Source organism: Deltaproteobacteria bacterium, assembly GCA_020848905.1.
GTDB lineage: Bacteria > Myxococcota_A > Polyangia.
Map to the genome: position 1 here is coordinate 386,047 of JADLHG010000045.1, position 24,936 is coordinate 410,982.

General features: G+C 71.4%; 16 protein-coding genes. 7 read left to right on the forward strand and 9 right to left on the reverse strand.

Annotated features, from left to right (window positions below; all coding sequences use genetic code 11):
- Positions 1-71: 71 nt before the first annotated feature.
- Entirely contained in the window at positions 72-914 is an 843-nt protein-coding gene (locus IT371_21450) for a hypothetical protein (protein MCC6750245.1), read from the reverse strand.
- 303 nt (positions 915-1,217) lie between these two features.
- Between IT371_21450 and IT371_21455 the strand changes: the two genes are divergently transcribed.
- Positions 1,218-2,546 carry a PQQ-like beta-propeller repeat protein gene (locus IT371_21455; GenBank protein ID MCC6750246.1) on the forward strand — a complete coding sequence of 443 codons (1,329 nt, stop codon included), beginning with the start codon at positions 1,218-1,220 and terminating at the stop codon, positions 2,544-2,546.
- Between the two features lie 37 nt (positions 2,547-2,583).
- Entirely contained in the window at positions 2,584-4,935 is a 2,352-nt protein-coding gene (locus tag IT371_21460; GenBank protein ID MCC6750247.1) for a VacB/RNase II family 3'-5' exoribonuclease, read from the forward strand.
- A 32-nt stretch (positions 4,936-4,967) separates the two neighbouring features.
- Here the strand turns inward: IT371_21460 and IT371_21465 are convergent, their stop codons facing one another.
- Genes IT371_21465 through IT371_21475 form a run of 3 tightly spaced genes read right to left on the reverse strand, consistent with a single transcriptional unit; the run spans position 4,968 to position 8,549 of the window.
- Positions 4,968-6,089: a 2'-deoxycytidine 5'-triphosphate deaminase gene (locus IT371_21465; GenBank protein ID MCC6750248.1), complete on the reverse strand. Its 1,122-nt coding sequence runs from the start codon at positions 6,087-6,089 to the stop codon at positions 4,968-4,970.
- A 26-nt stretch (positions 6,090-6,115) separates the two neighbouring features.
- Positions 6,116-6,646: a PAS domain-containing protein gene (locus IT371_21470; protein MCC6750249.1), complete on the reverse strand. Its 531-nt coding sequence runs from the start codon at positions 6,644-6,646 to the stop codon at positions 6,116-6,118.
- Between the two features lie 46 nt (positions 6,647-6,692).
- Complete coding sequence (locus tag IT371_21475; GenBank protein ID MCC6750250.1) at positions 6,693-8,549, reverse strand: hypothetical protein; 1,857 nt, start codon at positions 8,547-8,549, stop codon at positions 6,693-6,695.
- Positions 8,550-9,088: 539 nt separating this feature from the next.
- Between IT371_21475 and IT371_21480 the strand changes: the two genes are divergently transcribed.
- The 3 genes from IT371_21480 to IT371_21490 all read left to right on the forward strand — a co-directional run bounded on the left by IT371_21480 (position 9,089) and on the right by IT371_21490 (position 14,558).
- On the forward strand, positions 9,089-9,751 hold the full coding sequence (locus IT371_21480; protein MCC6750251.1) for a hypothetical protein: 663 nt from the start codon (positions 9,089-9,091) through the stop codon (positions 9,749-9,751).
- 285 nt (positions 9,752-10,036) lie between these two features.
- Positions 10,037-12,649 carry a leucine--tRNA ligase gene (locus IT371_21485; GenBank protein ID MCC6750252.1) on the forward strand — a complete coding sequence of 871 codons (2,613 nt, stop codon included), beginning with the start codon at positions 10,037-10,039 and terminating at the stop codon, positions 12,647-12,649.
- A 49-nt stretch (positions 12,650-12,698) separates the two neighbouring features.
- Positions 12,699-14,558 carry a bifunctional homocysteine S-methyltransferase/methylenetetrahydrofolate reductase gene (locus tag IT371_21490; GenBank protein MCC6750253.1) on the forward strand — a complete coding sequence of 620 codons (1,860 nt, stop codon included), beginning with the start codon at positions 12,699-12,701 and terminating at the stop codon, positions 14,556-14,558.
- A gap of 18 nt (positions 14,559-14,576) precedes the next feature.
- On the opposite strand, the gene IT371_21495 is transcribed toward IT371_21490, so the two are convergent.
- The 4 genes from IT371_21495 to IT371_21510 form a co-directional block, all read right to left on the reverse strand.
- On the reverse strand, positions 14,577-15,761 hold the full coding sequence (locus IT371_21495; protein MCC6750254.1) for a hypothetical protein: 1,185 nt from the start codon (positions 15,759-15,761) through the stop codon (positions 14,577-14,579).
- A gap of 86 nt (positions 15,762-15,847) precedes the next feature.
- Positions 15,848-16,924, reverse strand: a complete 1,077-nt coding sequence (locus tag IT371_21500) for an aminopeptidase (GenBank protein MCC6750255.1) — start codon at positions 16,922-16,924, stop codon at positions 15,848-15,850.
- On the reverse strand, positions 16,921-18,120 hold the full coding sequence (locus IT371_21505) for a hypothetical protein (protein ID MCC6750256.1): 1,200 nt from the start codon (positions 18,118-18,120) through the stop codon (positions 16,921-16,923). The genes IT371_21500 and IT371_21505 overlap by 4 nt, the downstream gene beginning before the upstream one ends.
- 82 nt (positions 18,121-18,202) lie before the next feature.
- Complete coding sequence (locus IT371_21510) at positions 18,203-20,200, reverse strand: hypothetical protein (protein MCC6750257.1); 1,998 nt, start codon at positions 20,198-20,200, stop codon at positions 18,203-18,205.
- Positions 20,201-20,411: 211 nt separating this feature from the next.
- Between IT371_21510 and IT371_21515 the strand changes: the two genes are divergently transcribed.
- Both IT371_21515 and IT371_21520 read left to right on the forward strand, forming a co-directional pair.
- Positions 20,412-20,732 carry a hypothetical protein gene (locus IT371_21515; GenBank protein MCC6750258.1) on the forward strand — a complete coding sequence of 107 codons (321 nt, stop codon included), beginning with the start codon at positions 20,412-20,414 and terminating at the stop codon, positions 20,730-20,732.
- Between the two features lie 60 nt (positions 20,733-20,792).
- Entirely contained in the window at positions 20,793-23,270 is a 2,478-nt protein-coding gene (locus IT371_21520) for a hypothetical protein (GenBank protein ID MCC6750259.1), read from the forward strand.
- On the opposite strand, the gene IT371_21525 is transcribed toward IT371_21520, so the two are convergent.
- Positions 23,264-24,886, reverse strand: a complete 1,623-nt coding sequence (locus IT371_21525) for a response regulator (protein MCC6750260.1) — start codon at positions 24,884-24,886, stop codon at positions 23,264-23,266. The two genes, IT371_21520 and IT371_21525, sit on opposite strands and share 7 nt — an antisense overlap.
- Between the last annotated feature and the right edge of the window lie 50 nt (positions 24,887-24,936).

Here is a 24,936-nt window from a genome sequence, read left to right on the forward strand (position 1 = left end):
GGAGGTTCCACGGCGTCAGTGTACCTAAGGGGCGCGCGACCTGCCAAGGAAGCGCTGCGACGCGATGGGGATCAGATCGCCGAGGAGTGCGGGGAGTGGTGCGCGTGGTGCGAGTGGTGCGTCGGGTGCGGCAGCTCGACGGCCGGCGCCGCGAGGCGTCGGTGCCAGAGCAGGGCGTGCAGGTACTCGCCCCCGGGGGCTCGAAGGTGCGCGGCCAGTCGCCCCATGACCTTGAAGCCCAGCCCCGAGTAGAGCTCGTTCGACCAGCGGTCGCCCGCGGCGGTGAGCCCGAAGGCGTTGTTCACCTCGCGCTCCTTCAGGGCGCCCATCAGCGAGTTGCCCGCGTAGGCGCTCAGGATGAGTGTCGAATCGGCGGCCGGCGGCGGCGCGAAGCCAATCGTGGCCGTGCCGAACGACTCGTCGATCTCGACGCAGACCCAGCTCTCGCCGGTTCGCGCCTTGACGTGCAGGACGAGCTCGGGCGCCTTGTCCCGGCCGAAGGGGACCCCCCGCAGGGCGCCGTTCAGCCGCTGCACGACCGTCGCGCGGGCTCCCTCGTCGGCGATCTCCTCCATGCGGAGGCCGTCCGGCTTGCCGATCTTGCGCCCCTGGAACCGCAGGTCCTCCCCGGCGGACTTGAGCGCGGTCATGGCGAGGGGCAGGCTCTCCTCGTCGTAGATGCGGCTCATGATGTAGGCATCCGCCGTGCGGAAGAAGCCAGGGTAGACCCCTTCCCGGATGAAGCCCATCGTGCGCCAGCCGTTGCTGTCCTGCTTCTCCACGAGGGTGAAGATCTTGCGCAGCCCCTCCTGACGGGCCACCTGATCCAGGAGGTCCCGCTTGGCTTCGTAGTTGCCCACGCGGAAGTCCATGAACCGCAGGTGCCCATGGCTCCGGTTGATGACGAGCCGCATGTCCAGCTCTCCTCGCCGGATCACGCGCTCTTCGATCGGGTTCGTCGGTGCATTCGGTGCGCGAAAATGAATCTTCCCCACCTTGACCTCTCCGGCGCTGGCTGTTTCCTACACTTATTCAGCAATTTAAGAACGTGGCCCAAATAACATGAGCCAGAGGGGATGTCAACGTGGGGCCCCCGGGCTGCAAGGGGTCAACTTCACGCGAGAAACCAGCGCAGTAGGGGCCGGCTGCCTCGGCGCGCGCCATTTTGGGGCACCGAAATCTGGAGGGATCTGCCCGGGTCCGACAAGATGAGACGCGTGAGCCAAGCCCTGCCGACCCGGTCTGCGAGCCAAAGGACGGGCCAGGGAACCGCCCGCCTCGGTTGCGCTGCCCTCGTCGGGATCGCGGCGGGATGGGCCTGCGCCCCTGCCCGGTCGCCCGTTCCGGAGAGCCGAGCTCCTCGCCCCGCGCACGCCGCTCGGTCGCCCGAAACAACCCCGGAGGGGCGCGCCCCGACCCCGCCGCCGCCCCGCGTCTTCTCCCTCTTCCGCGGGGATGCGGCGCGGCTCGGGCGCAGCGGTCACCTGATTCCCACGGCCGAACCGGAGCTCAGGTGGCGGTTCGGAACCGGGGCGCCGATTGCCGCGAGCCCGGCGCTCGGACCGGACGGGACGGTCTTCGTGGGCTCGCTGGACGGCACACAGTCCAAGCTCTCGTCGACGGGCCGCCTCCTGTGGCAGCGCGCGCTCGGGCACGCGATCTACGCGTCGGGTGCGGTCACCGAGGCGGGGGTGCTGGTGGGAACCGACGGCGACGAACTCTGGCTGCTCGATCTAAGTACCGGCGCTTCGCGGCTGCGGCTGCCGCTCGGGCCCTGCCTTGGCGGCGAAGGCATGGGTGGAGACCGAGTGCGGTGCGACGCCGACGGGTCGGCCGCAGTGACCGCCGATGGCCGGATCTATCAGGGGGCCGACGCGCTCTATCTATTTGGCTTCGACGGACGCCTGCGCTGGCGCCGGCCCCTCGACGGCCACGCGCAGTCCTCCGTCGCGGTCGGGCCGGACGGCACGGCCTACGTGGGGACCCAAGGGGGCGGGGTGCTCGCGGTGGCCCCCGACGGCCGGCTGCGCTGGCAGTTCAAGCTGCCGCACCACTGCGACGCCACGCCCGCTGTGCCGGGCACGGAGGTGGTCTACGCCGGGTGCGACGACGGTCGCCTCTACGCGCTCGACGCGGTCCGAGGCCGGTTGCGCTGGGAGCTCCCCACCGGCGGCCGCGTGCACAGCTCTCCGGCGGTGGGTCAAGATGGCACGATCTACGTGGGCTCCTACTCCGGCCGGCTGTACGCCGTGGCCCCGGACGGCAAGCCGCGCTGGACCTTTGCGACGGGCGGCCCCCTCCACGCCTCGCCGGTGGTGGACGCCGCGGGCACCGTGCTCGTCGGCTCGCGAGACGGTCGCCTGTACGCCGTCGGGCCGGCGGGGCGGCAACTCTGGCGCTACCCGCTCCCCGACCAGATCGACTCCACCGCCGTCGTGGCGCCGAAGGGCCTGGTCTACGTGGGGTGCGACGACGGCTACCTGTACGCGCTCGGTCCCGCGTCGTCGCCTCGTGCCCGTCCCGGCTCGGCCGCGCGCCGAAAATAGCGCGGCAGCGCAGTCGATGGAGTAGCCTCGTCCGAGAATGTCCGTCGACCGCGATCAACTCTTCGAGCTCCTCGCGAGCGCCGCGCCTCGGGGCCTCCAGCCGATGGAGATCGCGATCGCGCTCGGGCTCGACAAGAACGACCGCCACCGCGTGCGCGTGCACCTGCAAGAGCTCGTGCGCATGGGCGTGGTGGTGCGGCACGGCAAGCTCTACGCGGTGAAGCCCGAGGTCCAGGAGCCCGCCTCGGCGGCCGCGTTCGTCGGCGTGCTCCAGCTCTCCCCCGTGGGTCGCGGGACGGTGGACGTGGGAGACGGGGAGGAGGCCTTCCTCATCGACGGGGCGGATCTCGACGGTGCGCTCGACGGCGACACGGTGGAGGTGCGGGCCTACCCGCAGCTGGAGCGCGCGGCGCGCGTGGCCCGCGTCATCGCGCGGGGCAGACGCCGCGTCACGGGGACGCTCTGGGGACCTCCGTGGCGTCTCGAGCCGGACGATCCGCGCCTGCAGCGAGACGTGGTGGTCGTGGACCCGGACGACGCGCTCCCCGGGGAGATGGTGCTGGCGGCGATCGAGGCGTACCCGAGTCGCGTCGGCGAGGCGGTGCGGGTGCGCGTGCTCGAGCGGCTCGGCGCGCCGGGCGAGCTCACGACCGAGGTCGCGAAGATCCTCGCCGCGCAAGGCGTGGTGGAGGAGTTCCCCGAGGAGGTGCTGGCCGAGGCCGCGCGCGTGCCGGCGCAGGTGCGCCCCGAGGATCTCCTCGACCGCGTGGACCTGCGCGACCGCCCCTTTCTCACCATCGACCCGCCCACCGCGCGCGATTTCGACGACGCGGTGTGCGTGGAGCGCCTCCCCTCCGGAGGGCATCGTCTCTGGGTCGCCGTGGCCGACGTGAGCCACTACGTGCGGGAAGGGACGGCGCTCGACCGCGAGGCCTGCCAGCGCGGCTGCAGCGTCTACCTGCCGGACCGCGCGATCCCCATGCTGCCCCACGTCCTGAGCAGCGCGATCTGCTCCCTCGTCCCCGGCGAGGACCGCCTCGCCATGGTGGTGCGCCTCGAGCTCCAGGCGGGGGGCCGCGTGACCGAGAGCGAGAGCGTGGCCGCGGTGATCCGCAGCCGGGCGCGCCTCGACTACCCGGGGGTGGCGGCGGCGCTCGAGGCCGGGGCCGAGGCTGCGCACCCGCACTACGCCGAGCACGTCGCGCAGCTCGAGGAGCTCGCGCGGCTGGCGACGCTCCTGCGGGCCCGACGCATGCGCCGCGGCAGCCTGGACCTGGACCTCCCCGAGGCGCACGTGGTGCTGGACGAGGACGACCCGCGGCTCGTACGCGACATCGTGTCGTCGCGCGCGAGCCCGGAGGTCAAGCGCGCCTACAACTTGATCGAAGAGCTGATGCTCGCGGCGAACGAGGCCATCGGGCACGCCTACGTGCTCGACGGCCGGCCGACGATCTGGCGCATCCATCCGCCTCCCGAGCCGGCGGCGCTCTACAAGCTCTGCGGGTGGCTCGGGGCCTACGGCATCCCGGCCACCGTCGAGCAGCTCAGCACGCCCAAGGGGATGGCGGCCGTCCTCCGGCAGGTGGCGGCGCACCGCGCGTCGCGGCCGCTCAGCTACCTCGGGCTGCGCGCGCTGAAGCAGGCGAACTACAACGTTTCCCACCAGGGGCACTTCGGTCTGGCGAGCGAGGCGTACCTGCACTTCACCTCGCCCATTCGGCGGTACCCGGACCTCGTGGCCCACCGGCTACTGAAGCAGCTCTTGCACCAGAAGGGGCTTCCTGCGGGCGGGGGGGGCACGGCCGAGGCTCCGCCGGTGAGGACGCTCCAGGCCGCGGCCAGGCAGGCCTCCGCGCAGGAGCGGCGGGCCCTCGACGTGGAGCGGCAGGTGCACGCGCTCTACACGGCGGCCTTCATGCGGGACCGCGTGGGAGACGAGGCCTGGGGCACGATCATCACGCTCACGAGCTTCGGTATGTTCGTCGCGCTCGACGAGCCGCACGTGGAAGGCCTCGTGAAGTTCGAGCAGGTGGGCGAGTGGCTGGAATACGATCCGGAGCGGCTCCGGCTCTTCGGGCGCGAGAGCAGGCGCGTGGTCTCGCTCGGCGATCGCCTGCGGGTGCGCATCGCCGGAGCGAATCTCGTGCGGCGCCAGCTCGACTTCGAGCTCCTCGAGTGGGGTAGCCCCGCGATGGGGCCTGCCGTGCCGCATCCGGGGCGGTCGCTGCCGCGCCGGCACGGTCGGTCGATCGAGGGACCACCGCGCCAGGGAGCGCCGGGGCTCCGCTTCGTCGAGGGGGGAGAGCCGCCGCGGCGCGGTCGCAAAAAGCGCGGCGCGCCCGGCCCGCACGGCGGTCGTGGCCCGGGGAAGCGGTCGCGTCGGAAGTAGAGCGATTCCGTTCGAAGGGGGACGCGGCGCGTTCAGCTGGCGGAGAAGTGCTTGGAGAGGCGCAACCGCTGGCCTTGGTAGTTCGACCCGAGCTCCCGCCCGTAGAGCGCCTCGGGGACCGCGCTGTTGCGGAAGTAGCGCAGCCGGAAGAGCCGCTGGCCGTCCTGCAGGAGAAAGGGCACGTCGAGGTTGCGCACCTCGAGCACCACGCGCGCCCCCCCGCAGCCGAGGCCGAAGCCGCTGTCGAAGAAGCCCGCGTAGTGCGTGCGGAGCTCCCCGCTCTTCGCGTCGTAGGGGACCATCTCGGCGCACAGATGCGGGGGGATGATCACGCGCTGGTGCGACGAGCAGATGTAGAACTCTTCGGGCTGCAGCACCAACCGCTCGGAGGCGCGGTCGTGCGCCCGCACCGGCTCCCAGTAGAGGCCGTGGGGGTGGTCCAGACGGCGGAAGTCCACGGCGGGGGTCGAACGTTTCGCACGGTAGCCGATGATCTCGTCGTCGGGCGCGCCGGTCACCGCCACCGTCAAGAAGACGCCGTCGTCGATCGCCAGCTCGTCGGCCGCCAGCGGACGGCCCGCCTCATCGAGGACGAGCCCTCCCGCGGTGATCTCGGCGCGCAGCTCGTCGTCGGGGAGCGGCCGCACCGGTCCGCGACCGAGGCGTAGCTGCGAGAGGCTGTCGCCGGCGCGCAGGCGGACGGGGAAGGCGCGCGGTACGAGCTCGAGATAGAGCGGCCCCGCGTAGCCGGCGGGGACGGCGTCGAACATGCTGCCCCGGTCCACGAGGAGTCGGGCGAGGATGTCGAGCCGCCCGGTGGAGCTCTTCGGGTTCGCGCTCGCCGAGAGGCCCTCGGGGAGCGCCAGCGCCTCGCAGAGCGGGATGACGTAGACCTTCCCCGTCTCGAGGAGCGCCCCGTCGCCGCCGGTGAGGTCGAGGCGGTCGAGGGTGAGTTCCTCGAGCAGCGTGGCCACCGGGGCGTGCACGGGCAGGAAGCTGTAGCGCGCGCGAAAGGCCACCGGGCCGACGCGGAGGTCGAGGCTGTTGGGCTGGATCTGCCGCGGGTCGATCGCCGGCACGCCGCGGATCGCACCCGCCGAGACCAGCGCCCGCAGCTCTTGCATGGGCAGGATGCCCGAGGAACCCCGATGCATGGCTTACCTTCGGATCTGGCCCACGTTCACACGATGCGGCCTCGCCGGAACTCCAGCAGCTCCTGCTGGACCTGCTGCAGCCGCTGGCTCGTCTCGAGGAGCGCCCGGGTGCGCCCGCGGAGCGTCTCCTTCAGCTCCTCGCGCTCGCGCTCTACGCCCTCCTTCAGCTCCTGGTAGCGCGTCTGCAGCTCCAGCTCCTCCGTCATGTTGCGCTGCACCTCGACCGCCCCGGCCAGCACGCCCCCCTCGTCGTAGATCGGGACTGCCGAGAGGTTGAAGGTCAGGATGTTCCCGCTGCGCGCGGCGTGCCCCGTGATGCCTTCGAGCTGGGTCGCCCCGCGCTCCTGCCAGCACTGCTTGGCGATGCACCGCTCCTTGCAGATCTCGAGGCGCAGCACGTCGTAACACTTCTTGCCGCGCAGGTTGCGGGCCACGCCCTTGGGCATCAGCGCGGCGAAGGCCTTGTTGTAGTGGAGGATCGTGCGCTCGGTATCCACGACGAAGAAGCTGTCGAGGATCGCGTCGGCGATCCCGGTGACGGTATCGAGCCAGCTCACGCGCGCAGCATAACACAGGGCACGGGCCGGGAAAGTGGGCCCCGCGTCAGGCCTCCCGGCGGAAGCGCCGGCGGATCCGGTAGCGGAGCATCTCCACCGCGTCCACCTCGGTGATCGGAGCGTCTTCGACCAACCGCACGGTGAAGCGCTGCTCCGCGAGCTCGGCGAGGGGGGTCCCGAGCGAGCATTTCGCGCGTCCCTGGAAGAGCTGCACCTGGCCGCGCCGGAGCGGCAGCTCGTGGCGCTCGAGCAGGTCCTCGCAGAAGCGACGCTTGAGCTCACCGACGGTGAGGCGCTCCACCTGCGAGGGGACGAGCTGGATCCCTACGGTGGCGCGCGCCAGGCGGAAGGACCACTCCGAGACGAGCTCGAGGTCGAGGTACGCGGCGTTCAGCACGGCCTGTACGTCCTCCCCCTTGGGGAGGAAGTAGCTCTGCTCGATCGCCCCGCAGCGCGGACAGACGAGGGCCCGCAGGTTGTCCAGGCCCCGGGTCCGGTAGAGCGGCAGGGTGAAGACCTGCGCCCGGCACGCGGTGCAGCGCCACGGATCGCCGAGGACCTGCAGGACGCGCCGGAGCTCCCGCCGGACCGCCGAGGCGCGGAGCGCGGCGGGCAGCCCTTCGCGGAGGAGCTCGTCGCGAAAGCGCAGTCCGAGCCGGGCCAGCGTCGGCGTGGCGCGACGGACGCCGTACTCGACCACGTGGCAGAGCTCGCCGAGGACCCGCTCGAGCGGTGCCGGCGTCTCGTCCCGCTTGCCGAGCGCGTCGAAGCGCAGCTTGAGCCCGTCGAAGGTCTCGAGCCCCGCGACGCCGAAGGGGGAGAGCTCCGAGACGTGAGCTAGCAGGAGCAACCGGAGCTGGGCCGGCTGCTCGCTCGCGAGCTCCTCGAGCCAGCGGGCCCGGCGCAGCGCGGCGGGGCCGACCGCGACCGCGGCGAGCTCCTCGAGGCTCAGGCGCACGAGCCGCTTGCCCGCGTACGGGTCGAAGGTGCGGTCGAGCGCTCTGCCCCCGGCCTTGCCGTCGCGCGGCGCGCTGAGGTCGCGGTTGTGACGTTTCACTTCGGCCTCCAGCAGGCGAATGGCCTGCACGATCTCGGCGTGGCTGTCGTCGACGCGTCGGGCGAGGGCCGCCTTCAGCTCGGCGACGAGGTCCTCGCCGCGGGCCGCGGCCGCTTGCACGCTCCGCCAGAGCCGGTGCGTGGAGGTGCGCTCGAGCGCCGCACGCTCCTCCTCGAGGTTGCGGAGGACGGTCTGGAACCACTGCAAGCGCTCCTCGAGCTCGCGGAGCTGCGCGTCGAGGCTCGCCTCGGGGTCGTCGAGCTCTCCCCCCTTCGCCTGCTCCTCGAGCGCGCGGAGCCCGGGGAGGTCAGCGCCCCGGTAGAGGCTGTTGATGCGGGTCATCAGGGCGCCGAACCGGCGTTGCTCCTCCTCGGTGCGCGCCAGGTCGGGGTGGAAGCGCTTCACGAGCCGTCGAAAGGCAGCGCGCAGGCGATCGTCGGGGCACGGCTCCTCGAGCGCCACGGGGTCGTCGCCGACGGGCCTCTCTGCTTCGCGCTGCAGCCGCTCCGCCTCGCGCGCTCTCTGTCGCTCGAGCCGCGTGGCGCGGGCGGAGATCGCCTCGCCGGGCTCTTCCTCGAGGAGCTCGACCCACCGTTCGAGGTGTCGGATCAGCGCCCGGCTCCGACCGAGGGCGGCGTCCTCGTCCGCCACGCGCTGCCGGTAGCGCGCCTCGAACGCGGCGAGCTCGCCGCGAAGGGTCTCGACCTCGCAGTCGAGCGTCGCTATCGCGTCGCGTAGCGCTTCGAGGGACGCCTGCAGGTCGCGTCGGCGGAGGCGCTCGGGGGTCTCCGCCACCACGAGATCCGTGACGCGGGCCCGGCGCGTCTGAGGGCGTGAAGCGGCCATGAGGCGCCGAGCATACCGACGGCCCCTCGCCGGCCGCAAGCTGCCCGTGGCGCCGGCCAAGGGTGAGATCGAGAACCGTCGGACAAGGGTGCGCGGGGAGGTGGTGACACTGGCCAGGGGTGGTCGCCGACGTCGTGCAGGCGCGCGTTGGGCCGATGGGCGAGGGTGGCGGGGGGGAGCGCGAGCGGCGGTGAACGCGCGCGGGGGGTTTGGGGTGAGCCAGACCGCGGGCGGCAGTGGGCGCATACGGAGGGCGGGGATGGATCGGTGCGGCGGGAAGAATGGCTGGCGACGGGAGGCGGGCGCGAGCACGAGCGGTGGTGGGCGCACGCGGAGGGCAGGGGTGTACCGGTGCGGCGGGGAGGGGTGTTGTTGGTCGTGTTTTTTTGTGTTGTTCGTGCAAGGACCTCTCTTGACGTCAGACCAGCTAATTGATAGTATTAGCCGTATTCATGATAGCACGCAAACGAAAACCCTCCTCGGGAGATGACCGGCTTTCGGGCACGCGTCTGCCGGCGGGTTCTGCGAAGCAGCTCCCGTTGCCACTGCGGGAGGCGACGGGGTGGGGCGGAAAGCGGAAGGGCGCTGGAAGGAAGAAGAAGCCGGGCAGCGGCCTGCCCCATCGGATGCGGCCGCGGCTCGCGAGCCGTTTTCCGGTGCACGTGACGATGAAGGTCGTGTCAGACCTGCCCAACCTGCGGGCGAAGCCGCAGCTCCGGGTGATCGAGGGCGCATTTCGGGCGGCGCTCGGCCGCCACGGGCTCAATCTCGCCCACTACTCGATCCAGAAGAACCACCTCCACCTCATCACCGAGGCCAAGGACCGGGACGTCCTGATGAAGGGGCTCAGGGGCCTGGCGATTCGCCTCGCCCGGCGACTCAACGATAGCCTCGCGCGGCACGGGCGGGTCTTCGCGGACCGCTACCACCAGCGCATCTTGCGCACGCCGAGCGAGACGAAGCATGCCGTCGCCTACGTGCTCCAGAACCGACGGAAGCACTGCGTGCAGCGCGGCAAGTGGGTGCCCAGGCGCGAGCTCGACCCGTGCTCCTCGGCGCGCTATCTCAAGGGCGGCTGGAAGGACCTCGCGCCGGTTCCGCCCTCGGGAGAGCCTACGGTCGGCGAGCCACGAACCTGGCTCCTGCACACGGGCTGGAAGCTTCGAGGGAGGCTGCGTACAGACGACGTTCCAGGACGGTGAGTTTCGAGAGGACGGCCTACGCCCGTGTGTGCCCGCCGCCGCACCGATTCCTCCTCCCCCTCGTCAGCCATTCTCCCCGACGCACCGTTCTCCCCGCTCACGGTCGTGTGCGCTCGCTGACGCTCCGCCGCGCGGCCGACCTCGCGACCGCCTCCGCCGAAGGGGGCCGGGTCAAGGCGTATGACCAATCATCGTGGATCACGCCCGACGCGCCCAAGACACCGTTGGTGCGCGGAGCTATCCGTCGATATAATCCACCTCATTTTTTCACGGGACTGAACCTGCATGCGCTACGAGCCCGCCGTCGTCGAACCCAAGTGGCAGCGATACTGGGAGGAGAGCCGCCTCTTCGCCGCCCCGGACTGCGACCCGACCCGACCGAAGTACTACATCCTCGACATGTTCCCCTACCCGAGCGGGGCGGGCCTGCACGTCGGCCACCCCGAGGGCTACACCGCGACGGACATCCTGGCGCGCTACAAGCGCATGCGCGGCTTCAACGTGCTGCACCCGATGGGCTACGACGCCTTCGGGCTGCCGGCGGAGAACTACGCCATCAAGACCGGCATCCACCCGCGCATCACCACAGCGCAGAACATCGGTCGCATCCGCGAGCAGATCAAACGCCTCGGCTTCTCCTACGACTGGGCGCGCGAGGTGGACACCACCGACCCGGGCTATTACCGCTGGACGCAGTGGATCTTCCTCCAGCTCTTCAAGAAGGGGCTCGCGTACCAGGACACCGTGCCGATCAACTGGTGCCCGTCGTGCAAGACGGGCCTCGCCAACGAGGAGGTCAAGAACGGCCGCTGCGACCGCTGCAACCAGCTCGTCAGCCGGCGTGGCCTGCGCCAGTGGATGTTCCGCATCACGGCCTACGCCGAGGCGCTGCTCGACGGACTCGAGGCGCTCGACTGGCCCGAGCCGATCAAGAAGATGCAGCAGGACTGGATCGGGCGCTCGACCGGGGCGGACGTCGTCTTCGCGCTGGCCGATCCTCCGGCGGGCGTGGACCCGGGGCTCACCATCTACACCACGCGCCCGGACACGCTCTTCGGGGCGACGTACATGGTCCTCTCGCCGGAGCACGCGCTCGTGGAGAAGATCACCACGCCCGGGCAGCAGGTGGCGGTGAAGGCCTACGTCGAGGCGGCCTCGCACAAGAGCGACCTGCAGCGCACGGAGCTGACCAAGACCAAGACGGGGGTCTTCACCGGGGCGTACGCCATCAACCCGGTCAACGGCGCGCGCGTCCCGATCTGGATCGCCGACTACGTGCTGATGGGCTACGGCACCGGCGCGATCATGGCCGTGCCGGCGCACGACCAGAGGGACTACGAGTTCGCACGCACCTTCGAGCTGCCCATCGTGCAGGTCGTGCGGCCTCCCGAGGGCCAGGTCCTCCCCGAGGGAGCGGCCTTCGCCGACGAGGGCACGGCGATGAACTCGGGGCGCTTCGACGGGCTCTCGACCGCCGAGTTCAAGCGGCAGGTGGTGGCCTGGCTCGAGAGCGAGGGGCGCGGCCGGGGCGTGGTGCGCTACAAGCTGCGCGACTGGGTCTTCTCGCGGCAGCGCTACTGGGGCGAGCCGATCCCGCTCGTGCACTGTGGGGCGTGCGGCGTGGTCCCCGTCCCCGAGGAGGAGCTCCCGCTTCTGCTCCCCGAGATCGAGCGCTACGAGCCGACCGGCACGGGCGAATCGCCCCTCGCCGCCGTGGAGAGCTGGGTGCAGACGAGCTGTCCGAGCTGCCACGGCCCCGCGCGGCGCGAGACCAACACCATGCCCCAGTGGGCCGGGAGCTGCTGGTACTACCTGCGCTACATCGACGCGCGAAACGAGCGCGCGCTCGCGGACCCGGAGAAGGAACGCTACTGGATGCCGGTCGACCTCTACGTGGGAGGCGCCGAGCACGCGGTCCTGCACCTGCTCTACTCGCGCTTCTGGCACCGCGTGCTGCACGAGCTCGGCGTGGTCTCGACCGCCGAGCCCTTCCAGGCGCTGCGCAACCAGGGGATGATCCTGGGCTTCAGCTACCGCTATCTCGAGGACGAGCAGGGGGGGGCCTATCCGACCTCGGCGGGGACGCTGAAGGAGGACCGGTGGACGCTCAAGGCGAGCGGCGCGGAGGTGATGGAGAAGTGGGTCCCTACGGCCGAGGTGAAGTGGGAGGGCGAGTCGCCGCGGCACCCCGCGCACCCGGAGCTCGAGCTGGAAGCCTTCGTCACCAAGATGTCCAAGGCGCGCGGTAACGTGGTCAACCCGGACGAGATCATCGACGAGTACGGCGCGGACGTGCTGCGGCTCTACGAGATGTTCATGGGGCCCTTCGAGGCCTCGTGCCCCTGGAACACGCGCGACATCGAGGGGGTCAACCGCTTCCTGCACCGCGCGTGGCGGGTCTTCGGCGAGGACCGTCGAGGAGCCGCGTCGGACCCCGACGAGCTCTCGCGCCTCCGACACAAGATCGTGAAGAAGGTCACGAGCGACCTCGAGACGATGGGGTTCAACACGGCGATCGCCCAGCTCATGACCTACGTGAACGAGCTGACGAAGCAGCCGAAGAGCCACCCCGAGGACCTGAAGACCCTCGCGCTCCTGCTCGGTCCCTTCACACCGCACTTCGCCGAGGAGGTCTGGAGCCAGCTCGGGCACGCCCCCAGCATCTCGCGCGAGGCGTGGCCCACCTACGACGAGGCGCTCACGCACGACGAGCTGGTGACCCTGGTGGTCCAGGTGAACGGCAAGAAGCGCGGCACCTGCGAGGTTCCGGCCGGGATCGACGAGGTGGGGGCGCTCGCCGTGGCCCGCGAGGCCGTCGCGAGCTATCTCGAGGGGAAGAGGGTAGTGAAGGAGATCTACATCGCCCGGTCGAAGCTCGTGAACGTGGTGGTCGCGTAGATTCCGCGGCGGGCCCCAACGAGCGAAAGACACGGACAAGGAGAGCAGCGTGAGAGGAACATTTCTCGAGGAGATCCGGGAGCGCGTGATCGTGGCCGATGGGGCCATGGGGACCATGATCTACGCCAAGGGCGTGTACGTGAACCGCTGCTACGACGAGCTGAACCTGCTGCAGCCCGATCTGATCCGCGACATCCATCGCGGGTACGTGGAGGCCGGGGCGGAACTCCTCGAGACCAACACCTTCGGCGCCAACCCGACGAAGCTACAGGAGCACGGTCTCGCCGAGCGGACCGAGGAGATAAACCGCCGCGGCGCCGAGCTCGCGCGCGAGGTGGCCGACGCGGCCAAGGCCTGGGCCGCCGGCGCGATCGGACCGCTCGGCAAGCCGCTCTCGCCGATCGGCAAGATCGACCTCGACGAGGCGACCGAGCTCTTCGGGCGGCAGGTGCGGGGGCTCCTCGCCGGCAAGGTCGACCTCTTCGTGATCGAGACCATGAGCGACGTGCAGGAGATGCGGGCGGCGGTGCGCGCCATTCGCCGCGAGTGCGCGCTCCCCGTGCTCGCCGCGGCCACCTTCCCCGCCGACGGGCGCACGGCCTTCGGTTACACCCCGGAGGAGGTGATGCAGGCCATGGTGGAGGAGGGGGTGGCCATGGTGGGGGCGAACTGCTCCGAGGGGCCGCACGACATGCTCGAGACCCTCGTGCGCCTGCGGGCGGCGCACAAGGAGATGCCGATCTTCGCCATGCCGAACGCCGGCCTGCCGAGGCGGCACGAGGATCGCTACCTCTACATGACCTCGCCGGAGTACATGGCCGAGTACGCGCGGCGCTTCATCCAGGTGGGCGCGAGCATGGTGGGCGGCTGCTGCGGTACGACCCCCGAGCACATTCGCGCGGTGAAGGCCATGGTGAAGGCGCTCAAGCCGGCGACGGAGCCGGCCGCGCTCGTAGCCGTGGAGCCGCTCGAGCGGGCGAAGACCGTCGAGCCGCAGCCGATCGAGGCGCGCTCACCGCTCGGCGCGAAGATCGCGCGCAAGTCGCTCCTCGGGAACAACTTCGTCTGCTCGGTGGAGATGAATCCGCCGCGCGGACACGACGCCTCGCGGGTGCTCGCCGCCGCCGAGAAGCTCAAGTTCCACGGGGTGGACGTGGTGAACATCCCCGACGGACCGCGGGCCAGCGCGCGCATGGGGGCCATGCACATCGCGCTGATGATCCAGCAGCGCGTCGGGATGGAGACGATCCTCCACTACTGCTGCCGCGACCGAAACCTGCTCGGCATGCAGTCCGACCTGCTCGGGGCCTACGCGCTCGGCCTGCGCAACATCCTGGCCATCACGGGCGACCCGCCGAAGCTCGGGGACTATCCGAACGTCACGGCCGTCTTCGACGTCGAGAGCATCGGGCTCATCCGCGTGCTGGACGGCCTGAACCGGGGCGTGGACCTCGGGGCGAGCCCGCTCGAGGCGCCCACGGCGTTCCTCATCGGCTGCGGCGCCAATCCCGGCGCGCCCGACCTCGACCGGGAGATCCGGCGCTTCCAGTACAAGGTGGAGGCGGGGGCGAACTTCTGCATGACCCAGCCGGTCTTCGACCCCGGGCTCCTCGCGCAGTTCCTCGAGCGCATCGAGGACCACCGCATCCCGGTCCTCGTCGGCATCCTACCGCTCGCGAGCTACCGCAACGCCGAGTTTCTCCACAACGAGGTGCCGGGGATGCAGATCCCGGCGCCGATCCTCGAGCGGATGCGCAAGGCCGGCTCCGGCGACAAGGCGCGGCAGGTGGGGATCGAGATCGCGCAGGAATCGCTCGCGGCGACGAAGGGGATGGTACAGGGCGTCTACATCATGCCCCCCTTCGGGCGCGTGGATGCGGCGCTAGGTGTGCTCGAGGCGCTGAAGTAGCGCAGGAAGCGGCGCGCGCTACTTCAGCAGCACGAGGAGCGCGGTCCCCACCGCGGCGAGGGCCACCGCGCCCCCGACGACGACGAACCAGAGCAGGCGGGTCTGACGGACCGGGTCGGTGCCGAGCGTGGCGGTCGAGCCGGTGGGGTTGCGCTGCGGGCCGGGTGTGGCGAGGGAGGGGGCGGTCGAGAGGACGGGGATCCCGTCGCTCGCGCGGCGGCGGGTCGCCTGCGCGCGCTCTTCCACCGGCGCGTCCGGGATGACGACCCGGATCCCTTCCTTGCCCGACGGGAGCACGTCACCGAGGTCCGGGAGCGGGCGCACCCCCTGGCTCATGCTCGGGCGCCGCGGTGGGCCCGGGACGAAGGCCGACCTCGGCGGCGGTTCCCTGACGAGCGTGGCGGAGCCGCTCGGCGCGACGCTGGCCGAGATGGTATTCGCGTGCCGCGCCGGCTGCGGCATCGAGTCCCCCTCGAGCTCGAGCTCCACGGGCGGCACGTGCTGGAGCGCCGCGGCGGGCGACGGGGGACGCAGCTCGTGGCTGCGAAGCTCCGGGATGGGCTGCGCGATGGAGACGGAGGTGCTGGGTCGGCGCCGCGGGTCGGGGAGGTCGAGGCGTCGCGGCAGCGGCGGGAGGTCCGGGGCGGAGGCCTCGGGGGTCCCGTTCCGTTCGAGCTCGAGGAGGTCGTCGCCGGCCGGCTCGAGGTCCATCGGCTCGAGCGGCGGGAGGATCAGGCTCGCCTCGGCGTGGTCGAGCGCCCCCTCTCCGGCGTGCGTGTGGATGAGCGTCTCCGGGTCGGCGCCGTCACGAAAGAGCGGCCCCTCGGACAACTCCTCCTCGGTGAACAGGGTGTCGAGGCTCCCCGGGTCCACGGCCTTCGATCCTGACGGCGGCCGGGGTTCCTCGACGGTGATGGGAGGGGGCGTGACGGTGCCCTTCGCGACCTTGCGCAGGGCGATGCGGGCCAGCCGCGCCGGCTCCTCTCCAGCCGGGCCAGGCGAAGGAGCGTCGGCCGGGACGGGAGGGCTCGTCTCCCGCGTCGCGGCGGGGAGGAGCGGCGCCACGCCGGGGGCCTCAGTGGTCGTGTCCTCCGACCACGCCTCGTCGGTGTGGCCGCACTTCGGACACACGACCCACGTGGCGTCGGCCGACGCGGTGAAGTCGTGCCCACAGGCCGGGCAGGAGATGTGCTGGGTCCGCATGAGGATCCGCCCCGCCCCCTAGCCTACCTTAGAACGCACGGCGTGCGGTATCTCACGTCCTCGAGAGCTCGCCAAAGGGTCTCTCCCTACATCCGCTGCGGCAGGTCGCCGGTGAGCCCGACCGCCCGCGCCACGTACTCCACCGGCGCGTCGAAGTGTTGCGCTTGCTCGTAGAGCGCCACGAGTCGTCGCAGGTCTCGGCCCACGCGTTCGAAGACCCGCTGGTGGAACAGCACCCCCTGATTGTAGCGGCCGTAGTTGAGGAGCACCGCGTTGTTCAGCCGAGCCTTCGCGAAGCGCCCCCACCGCTTCGGGTCGGTGAAGATGCGGCGGTACTCGGCCTGGGCCCACGCGAAGTGCTCTTCCCGTCGCCGGAGCTTCTCGTCGCGTGAGAGCGACCCACTGTAGAGCCGTTCGAGGCGCCGGTAGAGGTCGGCCACGAGCGCGCTGAAACGCTGTTGCCGGGCCGCCGCGGCCAGGAGCTCGCGGACGGGCCGCGAGGTCGCGCCGTAGAGCTGCGAGAGGAGCTGCAGCGTCCCCTGCTGCCCCACGAAGACAGCGAGGCTCTCGTTGAAGGCCACCTGATTGCGCAGGAAGATGGTCGTGTGCGTGATCTCGTGCAGCACGAGATCCACGAGCTGCCACGGCTCCTCGTCGAGCATCGAGGAGAAGATCGGGTCCGCGAACCAGCCGAGGCTGCTGTAGGCGGCGACCGGACGGAAGTCGGTGTCGAGCCCCTCCTCCCGCAGGCGCGCCTCGAACCGCTGCCCGCGCTCGCGCCGGAAGAAGCCCAGGTACGGCACGCGTCCGACGATCGGGAAGGTCCAGACCTTCGGACGGAGCGCGTCCTTCGGGGCTGCCGAGAGGTTGTAGGCCACCGGCTGGCCGTGGGTGTCGTAGAAATAGGTGTACGCGGCGGTGCGGCGCAGCCCGAGCTGCTCCTGGCCGAAGCGCCGGGCGAGCTGCACCAGCTCGAGCTTGTCTCGCCAGGCGCGCGGCAGGTCGCTCCGCGCGAGCACCTCCGCGACGGGGCGACGGCCGGCCAGGATCTTGAGCTGCCCCACCGCTTGCTCGAGGACGTAGCCCGGTGCGGAGCAGGCCGGGAGGACGCAGAGCAGGCCCAGCACCGCGAGCCGCACAGCCGCCGAAGGGCGAGCCGTCATATCTCGTCGTCACGGCCCGGGACAGTCGGGGAGTTCGACCCTTTCACGGGGGGGGCGCCCTGCGCTGGTGGTGCGACGGTCTTCTTTTCCGCCGGCGCGGCGGCGGCTTTTGCCCCTGCGGCGGCCTTGCCGCGGCGCTTCTCTGGTTTGGGGGGCGCTGGCGCGGGCTTCTCCTCGGCCGCGGGCCTGGCCTCGGCGGCCTTCGGGGCGGGTTTGGCAACCTCGGGCTTGGCGGGCTTGGCGGCCTCGGGTTTCGCACCGGCGGTCTCGGGCTTTGCACCGGCGGTCTCGCCTTCGGGCGCCTGCGCCTCGGGATCGCTCGCGGCCTGCTTCAGCTCGTCCCAGGCTCCCGAGACCACGCGCTCGGAGACGTAGATCAGGCCGTCCTTCGTCCCGGCGGCGGCGAAGAGCGTGATGTCCACGTCCTTGTTGGCGGCGCCGCGCATGCGCGCGCAGTAGCTCTTCCACATGCTGATGTGCTGGCGCTTCTCGCCCTTGCCCGTGCTCACCTGCCCCTCGGGCTGGCCGATCGCCTGCTCGAGTCGGCCCTCGGGCCCCGGGGCGGCGAAGGCCGCGGGCGTCAGATGAAAGGCCACCCAGTCGATCTGATCCTGATTCAGCGCGTAGACCACCTTCTCCACGTTCGGGTCGCCGGTGGCCCGGTCCACGAAGTACTCGAGGTGCTGGTCGCGCGAGCGGATCATGCGTGGCTTGCTCTCCGTCGGCAGCGCGCGGAGGTCCTTGACCGGCTTGCCGAGCTGGTCGCACCCCATCGCGGAGGGGAGGGCCTTGACCTTGATGACCCCCTTTCCCTCGAGCTCTTTCAGCAGCGTGCTCCCCGTCTGCCCTTTCGCCAGCCGGTAGAAGGCCCCCGCGAGCGTCCCCGTCGCCACGAACTTCTCGTCGGTCTGGTCGCTGATCAGCGCGAGCTGGGCCATCGGCTCCGGTCCGCGCTTGATCGCCAGCTTGGTCGCCTCTTTCAGCTCCCAGCGGCCAGAAAGCGCCCCGTCGCTCTCCCCCGCGCAATCCGGCGAGGTGAAGACCGCGTAGGTCCGGTCGGGCTTGAACTCGTAGCAGACTCCCGGCTTGCCGTCGGCCACGAGCAGCCACTGTCCGACGACCCAGCCTTTCCCCTTGCTGCAGCCTCCGAGAAGGCTGAGCCCCCCGAGCAAGAGCATGACCCGCGCTGGCCTCATTCAGGCTCCATCGCTTTCGCAGTTGCTTCGACGGTCCATCATAGCATCGTGGTCCCCTCGAGCTCCCAATTTGCCGGTGCGGTCAGGCCTCGGTCGTGCGCGTCGCGGGCTCGAGCCGTACGATCCCGGCCCCTTCGAGCACCTCCAGGTAGCGCCAGAGCAGCTTCAGCTCGGTTCCGGGGTGCTCGAGCTCGAGCCGGTCGTGAAGCTCGAGCAGCGTGGTGCCGTCGCCCACCCACGCGAGCAAGAGCTCGCCCGTGGGCTGGTTCGCCAGGGGGTCGACGTGGTGGGCGAGCCAGAGCTGATCGTCGGGGCGCGCGTCCTCGAGCAACGAGGGGATGGCGGGCAGACCGTCGAAGGTGGGTACCACCGTGAGCTCGCTCGCCCGTCGCTCGAGCGGAGAGAGGGGCCGGCGCTTGACCGAGAGGCGCGCTCCGGCCGGGAGTGTCGCCGCGAGTTCCGACGAGACGGCGCGACCCAGGGCCTGGCCGCACTGGTCGAGCTCGCCCTGGGCCTCGGCCAGGCGCAGGCCGAAGGCCCCGGCGCCGCCGAGAAAGGTCGCGCAGCTCTGCAGCACCGCGCGTTCCTGGCGGAGCCCTTCCTGGAGCACGTGCTCGGTGCGCCAGAGCGCGTGTCGGGCAGCCACGGCCGCCTCGGTGTCCTCCTCGGGCTCGGGCCGGTCGCGACGGCAGCGGGCGAGGCGCGTCACGAGACGTTCCGCGCCGAGGAGCTGGCTCTGGCAAAGGAGCCGCGGCAGGTCGACCTCGGTGAGCGTCGCGAGCTCGTACGCCGCGCCAGCCAGGCCCGCCAGGAGCCACCGCGCCCCCCGCGCCCCGTCTCCCTCGGCGGAGGTTTCCGCCAGGGTCGGGTGCGCGAGCTGCGCCCGCAGCCAGAGCGCCGGTCGGCTGGCCCCGAGGGAGAGGAAGGGGGCCACGGGAGCGCCGACCTGGTAGCCGCGGCGTCTGATCTCCGGGGCCGCATCCTCCGACGCCTCGGCGGCGGCGGCTGCGTGGAAGGTGGCGGCGAGCAGGTCCGGCACGAAGCTCGGATGGAGCGGCGGCGGCGCGACGACCTCGAGCGCGGTGGGGCCCGCGTGCGTGGCGACCGAGAGCTGGAGCACGCAGCGCAGATCGCGCCCCGAGGCGGGCGTGGCCTGCAGCCAGGCGGCGCTGCCGAGCGCCCCGGGGACGAGGAGCAGCCGGAGGGACCGACTCGGAGGGGGGAGGACGCCGCGCGTCACGAGCTCCGAGGTGACGCGAACGAGCTCGATCAGTGCGGCGGCGGCCAGCGCGCTCTCGTCGTCGGCGAGGCTCGCCACGAGCGCCACCTGTTCGCTCGAGCGGTCGCTTCCGCGCAGGGTCCCGGCGAGCAGCGGCGCCTCTCCGGTCTCCATGCGCGTGCGAAGGCGAACGCGCACCTGCACGACCTCTCCGCGCGCGAGCCGCCGGAGGAGCCGCTCGTGCGCCGCCGCTCGCAGGCGAAACGCGAAGGGGCGGTGGCCGCCGAAGAGGGACGGCGGCCCGAGGCGCAGGGGCGAGCGTCCGTCGTCGCGCGCTCCGGGTCGCGTCGCGAGAAGAAGGCCCTCGGCCTGACGCTGAGCGAGCGCCTCGAGCAGGACCGCCTCCGCCCCCTCTGCCGTCGCGAGCGCCACCTTCCCGGCCAGGCGATGGCTGCGGTAATCGGCCGCGCGCGTGCCGGGTCCGACGTCCACGACCTCGAAGAGCTCGCCCTCGTCGGGGGTGGAGCGGAGCGCGCCGAGGCAGCAGCCGGGCTCGTCGCTCTGCCGGCAGAGCAGCGTCTCGCCCGAGGGCTCGACGAGCCAGAGCTCCGCCTGCTCGGTGCAGATGCGCCGCTCCACAGACCAGCCGAGGTAGCGCTGCTCGGGCCCGGTGGCGAAGCTCTGCAGCTCCACCTCGTCGGCGCCGGCCTCGTGCAGCCGCGCCGCGAGTCGCTCCGCGGCCCCATCGAGACCGCGCCCGCCCGGACGACGGTCGACGCTGTCGAGCTCGGCGGAGAGGGCCCGCAGGGTGGAGGTCTCGCAGGCTCGGAGCAGGCTTCGCCACTGCGTTCGGGTGAGCATCCGCGGCCTCCTCCTCGGGGCGACTTCTGTTGCGAGCGGGGGAGCGGCGAGTGTCCCGGCCGGGTTGGGCGCGGGTCAAGCCCCCTTTGGGATTGCCTCAGGCCTGCACGGATAAGGAGCGGGTTTCGTTCAGAAACGAGGAGCGCATGAAGGATTTTTGGCTACTTTTGACTACTGGTAGGAGAATGTAGGCAACACGGAGGGTCATTCCATGAGCTCACCGACCGAACGTCGCCGGCACGTCGTCTACCTGACGAAGAACACGGAGTACCACTGCCGAGACCGGGAGTGCGTGGGAGTTCGCGACCGCACGAGCGGACAGTGGCATCGCTATCACGAGGCGGTGCGCGCCCAGCTCCTCGGCGCGGTGGGGCCCGAGCTTCAGATCTGTCCCCCCGCGGCCGGACTCCGGCTCTTCTTCTCCGGGGAGCAGCCGGTGCTCACCTCCACGCTGATAGGGACGCACCGCCCCGGCCGCGACGACATCTTCTCCTACGCCAACCTCGTCGTGGCCGGCGAGATCCACTGCTGAGCTGTCGGGCGCGCTCCGCTTCGTAGCCCTGTGATGCGCGTAGTGCTATGTGTCCGGTCCATGGTGCGCCTGGGCCCTTGGGTTCTCGTCCTTCTCGCCGCGCCGCTCGCCTGCGACGGAACGCGTCTTTCTCCGCCGGCCGGGGTGGTGCTCGCCGACGCGGAGCTCGAGCTCGTCCTCGACAGCGCTCGTGCACGCTTCAGCCTCGGACGGCCCGGGGCGCAGCCGCTCCTCGAGACCCCCGAGAGCACCCCGCCGGGCTTCGGCGCACCGGCCTGGACCAGCGCCACCGCCGACGTGCGCCTGAAGCTCGGCGCCTTCGGCTTCCGCGAGAGCGCGGGGCCCTGGCGCGTGGCGGAGCGCCTGCTCGACGTCGTTACCGACGGTCGTCGCGCGTCGGCCAGCGCCATGTCGTCCGCGGAGAGCGCGGAGCTCTCGGCCCACCTCGTGAGTCCCGGGGTGGTGCGTGTCACCCTGCGTGCCCCCGAGGGGAGCGCCAACCGCGCCGCGCTCTCCTTCGCGTGCCATCGCGACGACGAGTTCCTCGGCCTCGGCGCGCAGACCCCCGTCTCCCATCGTGGCCGGGTGGTCCCTCTGTGGACCCAGGAGCAAGGGAGCGGAAAGCTCGACGGACAGGACCACTACGGCGGCTACTCGCCCGTCGGGGACACCTACGATAGCTACCTGCCGGTCCCCGTGCTCTACAACCCGCGTGGGTACATGGTGCTCGTGGAGGGGACGGCCCGCACGGTGCTCGACCTCTGCGCCTCGCACGCCTCCGTCTGGCGCGTACAGACGTGGCAGCGGGAGCTCTCGCTGCTCATCGTGACCGGCAAGACGCCGCTCGAGCGCCTGGAGCGGATGACCGCGGTCACGGGACGGCCGCCGCTGCCCGCGCCGTGGGTCTTCGCCCCCTGGCTCGACGCCATCAAAGGAGAAGCGGCGGTGCGCGAGGTGGCGCGTCTCGCGCGGGAGCACGACCTCCCCGTCTCCGCGATCTGGACCGAGGACTGGGCGGGCGGCGAGGAGAGCCTCGGTGGCTATCACCTGGCCTATCGCTGGTCGGTGGACCGCCGCCTCTACCCGGACCTCCCGCGGCTCTCGCGCGAGCTGCACGAGGCGGGCTTTCGCTTCCTCGGCTACTTCAACACCTTCATCCTGCAGGGGACCCCCGAGTGGGACGAGGCCCACTCGCGAGGACTCCTCGTGCGCGGCGGAGACGGCCAGGTGCTGACCTTCGCCGGGCCTCCGCGCCTGCAGAGTACCGCGCTGCTCGACCTGACGCGCGCCGAGACGCGGACCTGGGTCGAGGCACGCATGCGCGACGCGCTCGAGCTCGGTCTCGACGGGTGGATGGCCGATTTCGGCGAGTGGCTCCCGTGGGAGGCGGTGCTCGCGGACGGGTCGCGCGGCGAGCTCGCCCACAACGACTACCCGCGCCAGTGGGCCGGTCTGAACCGCGAGGTCTTCGCGCGCGCGCGCCCCGACGGCGACGCGGTCTACTTCGTGCGCAGCGGGTGGACCGGGACGCAGCGGCTGGCCCCCATGGTCTGGGCCGGCGATCAGAACACCTCCTTCGCCCGCGACGACGGGCTGCCGTCGGTGATCCCCATCGGCCTCAACCTCGGGCTCTCGGGGATCACGACCTACGGGCACGACATCGGCGGCTACACCTCGATCTTCGACCCGCCCACCGACCGCGAGCTCTTCTACCGCTGGACCGAGCTCGGCGCCTTCTCGCCGGTGATGCGCACGCATCACGGCACGAGCGGGGACAAGGGGTGGAACTTCGCCCGCGACGCCGAGACGATCGCGCACTTCCGTCGCTACGCGCGAGAGCACGTGCGGCTCTATCCCTACCTGTGGACGCTCGCCCAGGACGCGGCTACCCACGGATGGCCGCTGATGCGCCCCGTCGCGCTGCACTACCCCGAGCTGCCGTGGAACCTCGCCGACCAGTATCTCCTTGGGGACGCGCTGCTCGTGGCCCCGGTCGTGGAGCGTGGGGCCACGAGACGTCGCGTCGCGCTGCCGCCCGGCCTCTGGTACGACTACTTCCGCGGAACACCGCATCGCGGGTCGCGGGCGGTGGAGGTTCTGGCCCCCCTCGAGGAGGTGCCCGTCTTCGTCCGCGCGGGAGCCATCCTGCCGCAGCTTCCGGACCGGGTGCAGACGCTGGCCTCCGGGGGACGCGGCGTGGTGGATCTGGCAGCGGTGCAGGGGGAGCTTCTGCTCCAGGTCTACCTCGGCGCGCCCGGGAGCTTCTCGCTCCCCGCGGGGCGCTTCGAGCTCCACTCGACGGAGCTCGCGCCCGACGACGGGGCGCTCTCGCTCTCCCTCGGCCGGGGTCCGCTGCCCGCCTGTCCGCCCGGCGAGCGCGCGAGCTGCGTCGTGCGCGACCCCGCGGGGCGGCGCGTGACGGTCTACCTGCGGGGGGCGGCCTTCGACCTGCGCGGTGAGGCGCGTGGCCGGGAGGTGGTGCGTCTGACCGGGCGGCTCGCGCGGGAGACGGACCTGGCCGTGACGCTGCACTACTGAAGCGGACTCTCGTCGGGCGGCTCGCCCCCCGCTTCGCTCCCCTCTACCGCCTGGAACTCGCCCGTGCGGTGCTCGATCACGGTGCTGAGGAGCGCGCGGACGTCGTCCGGCGGGGCGAGGAACTTGATCCCGAGCCCCGGGCCGAGGGTGGACTGGCGATCGTTTCGCGCCACCCACGCGACCTGCGCGCGGCAGCGCACCACGTATCCCTGGCCGTCGTGCTCCAGGCGAAAGTCGACCTCCATCAGCGTCCCGGGCGTGAGCAGCTCCGGTGTGCGGATGAAGAGCCCTCCCTGGCTCAGATCACCCATGTACGCCAGGGTCGCGGCGGGCGACGCCTTGGGCCTGAAGCGCACGAAGTGGCTCTCCGGAATGCGCAGGTGCACGCGCCGCTCGGACCCGTCCTCGGTCGCGCTGGTGGCCGAGGCGTCGGCAGGCGTCTCCTCGGCCACGTGGACCACGACGTCGGAGAGCACGTCGTCGAGGTAGTCGCCGGTCGTGGCGTCGGCGACGTACTCGGCGAGGTCGTCGTCGCCGAGCGGCGAACGCAGCGCTTCGACGGTCATGGCCTTGGCTCGCTGGAGCCCGATCAGCGTGCAGAAGTCGCTGAAGTGGTCGGGCGAGAGGTTCGGTTGATGCGCCAGGTACGTCTCGCGGTAGAGCTCGAGGAAGAGGTTCTCGACCAGCCGTTCGCGGCGTCCGCGCCGCAGGATGTCCCGGATGCGGAGCACCAGCATCGAGGCCGATGCGGGTGGCCAGGCCAGGTAGTACGCCAGGCCGTCGCGCAGCGCGCGCAGGGCGATCTCGGGCTGCGCGTGCAGCGACGCCACCGCCAGCTCGCCGCGAGGATCCACCGCGCGGAGGCGGCGCTGCAGCTCGACCATGTCGTCGGGGACGGCCTCGGCCATGGCGACGACGAGGCACACGTCCTGGCCCGCGACGCGGGTCAGCGCCTCCTCGAAGGCGTCCACCGTCTCGACGTGGAAGCCGGCGAGGAGCAGGTTCTCGCTCAGGATGCGGAGGTCGTCGCGGTTCGCCTCCACGACCAGCACCCGGTCGAAGGCCCCGAGGGAATCTTTGAAGGCCGATAGGCGACGGTCGAGCTCGGTGGTGGTGCGGAGGCGAACCTCCGGGTCGAGCTCCTCGAGCGTGTTGCGGAGCTCGTTGAGGACGTAGGTCTGCATGCGGCGGTCGACGTTCCGCCCGACGGCCAGCTTGAGCCGCTCCATCACGCGCTCGGCGCTGTCGAGAGGCACCGGGAGCAGGTCGAGCAGCCGCAGGTCGAAGGCGTGCGTGACCAGATCGACCGACGGCGCGTGGGCCGTGAGGATCACGTCGAGCTGCGGGTAGTTCACACGGAGCTGGCGGGTCAGCGCGAGCCCCGTCATGCCGGGGAGCTGATCCGCGGCGATCACCAGGGCGTAGTGTTCGCGCCCCGCCAGCTCGAGCGCGAGCTCGGCCGAACCCACGCTGCGCGAGGGGATCCGACAGCGGTAGAGCAGATCGTCCAGGACCTTGCGAAGGGCGGGGTCACCGTCGACGACCAGGACCCGGACCTCGCGCTCGAGCCGCGCACGATGGCGCGACCACTCCGCTTGCTGCGCCTCGAGTAGCACGGGCCGGGATTGGACCACGGCCGCCCGCAGGGGTCAACGGTCAGCCGCGA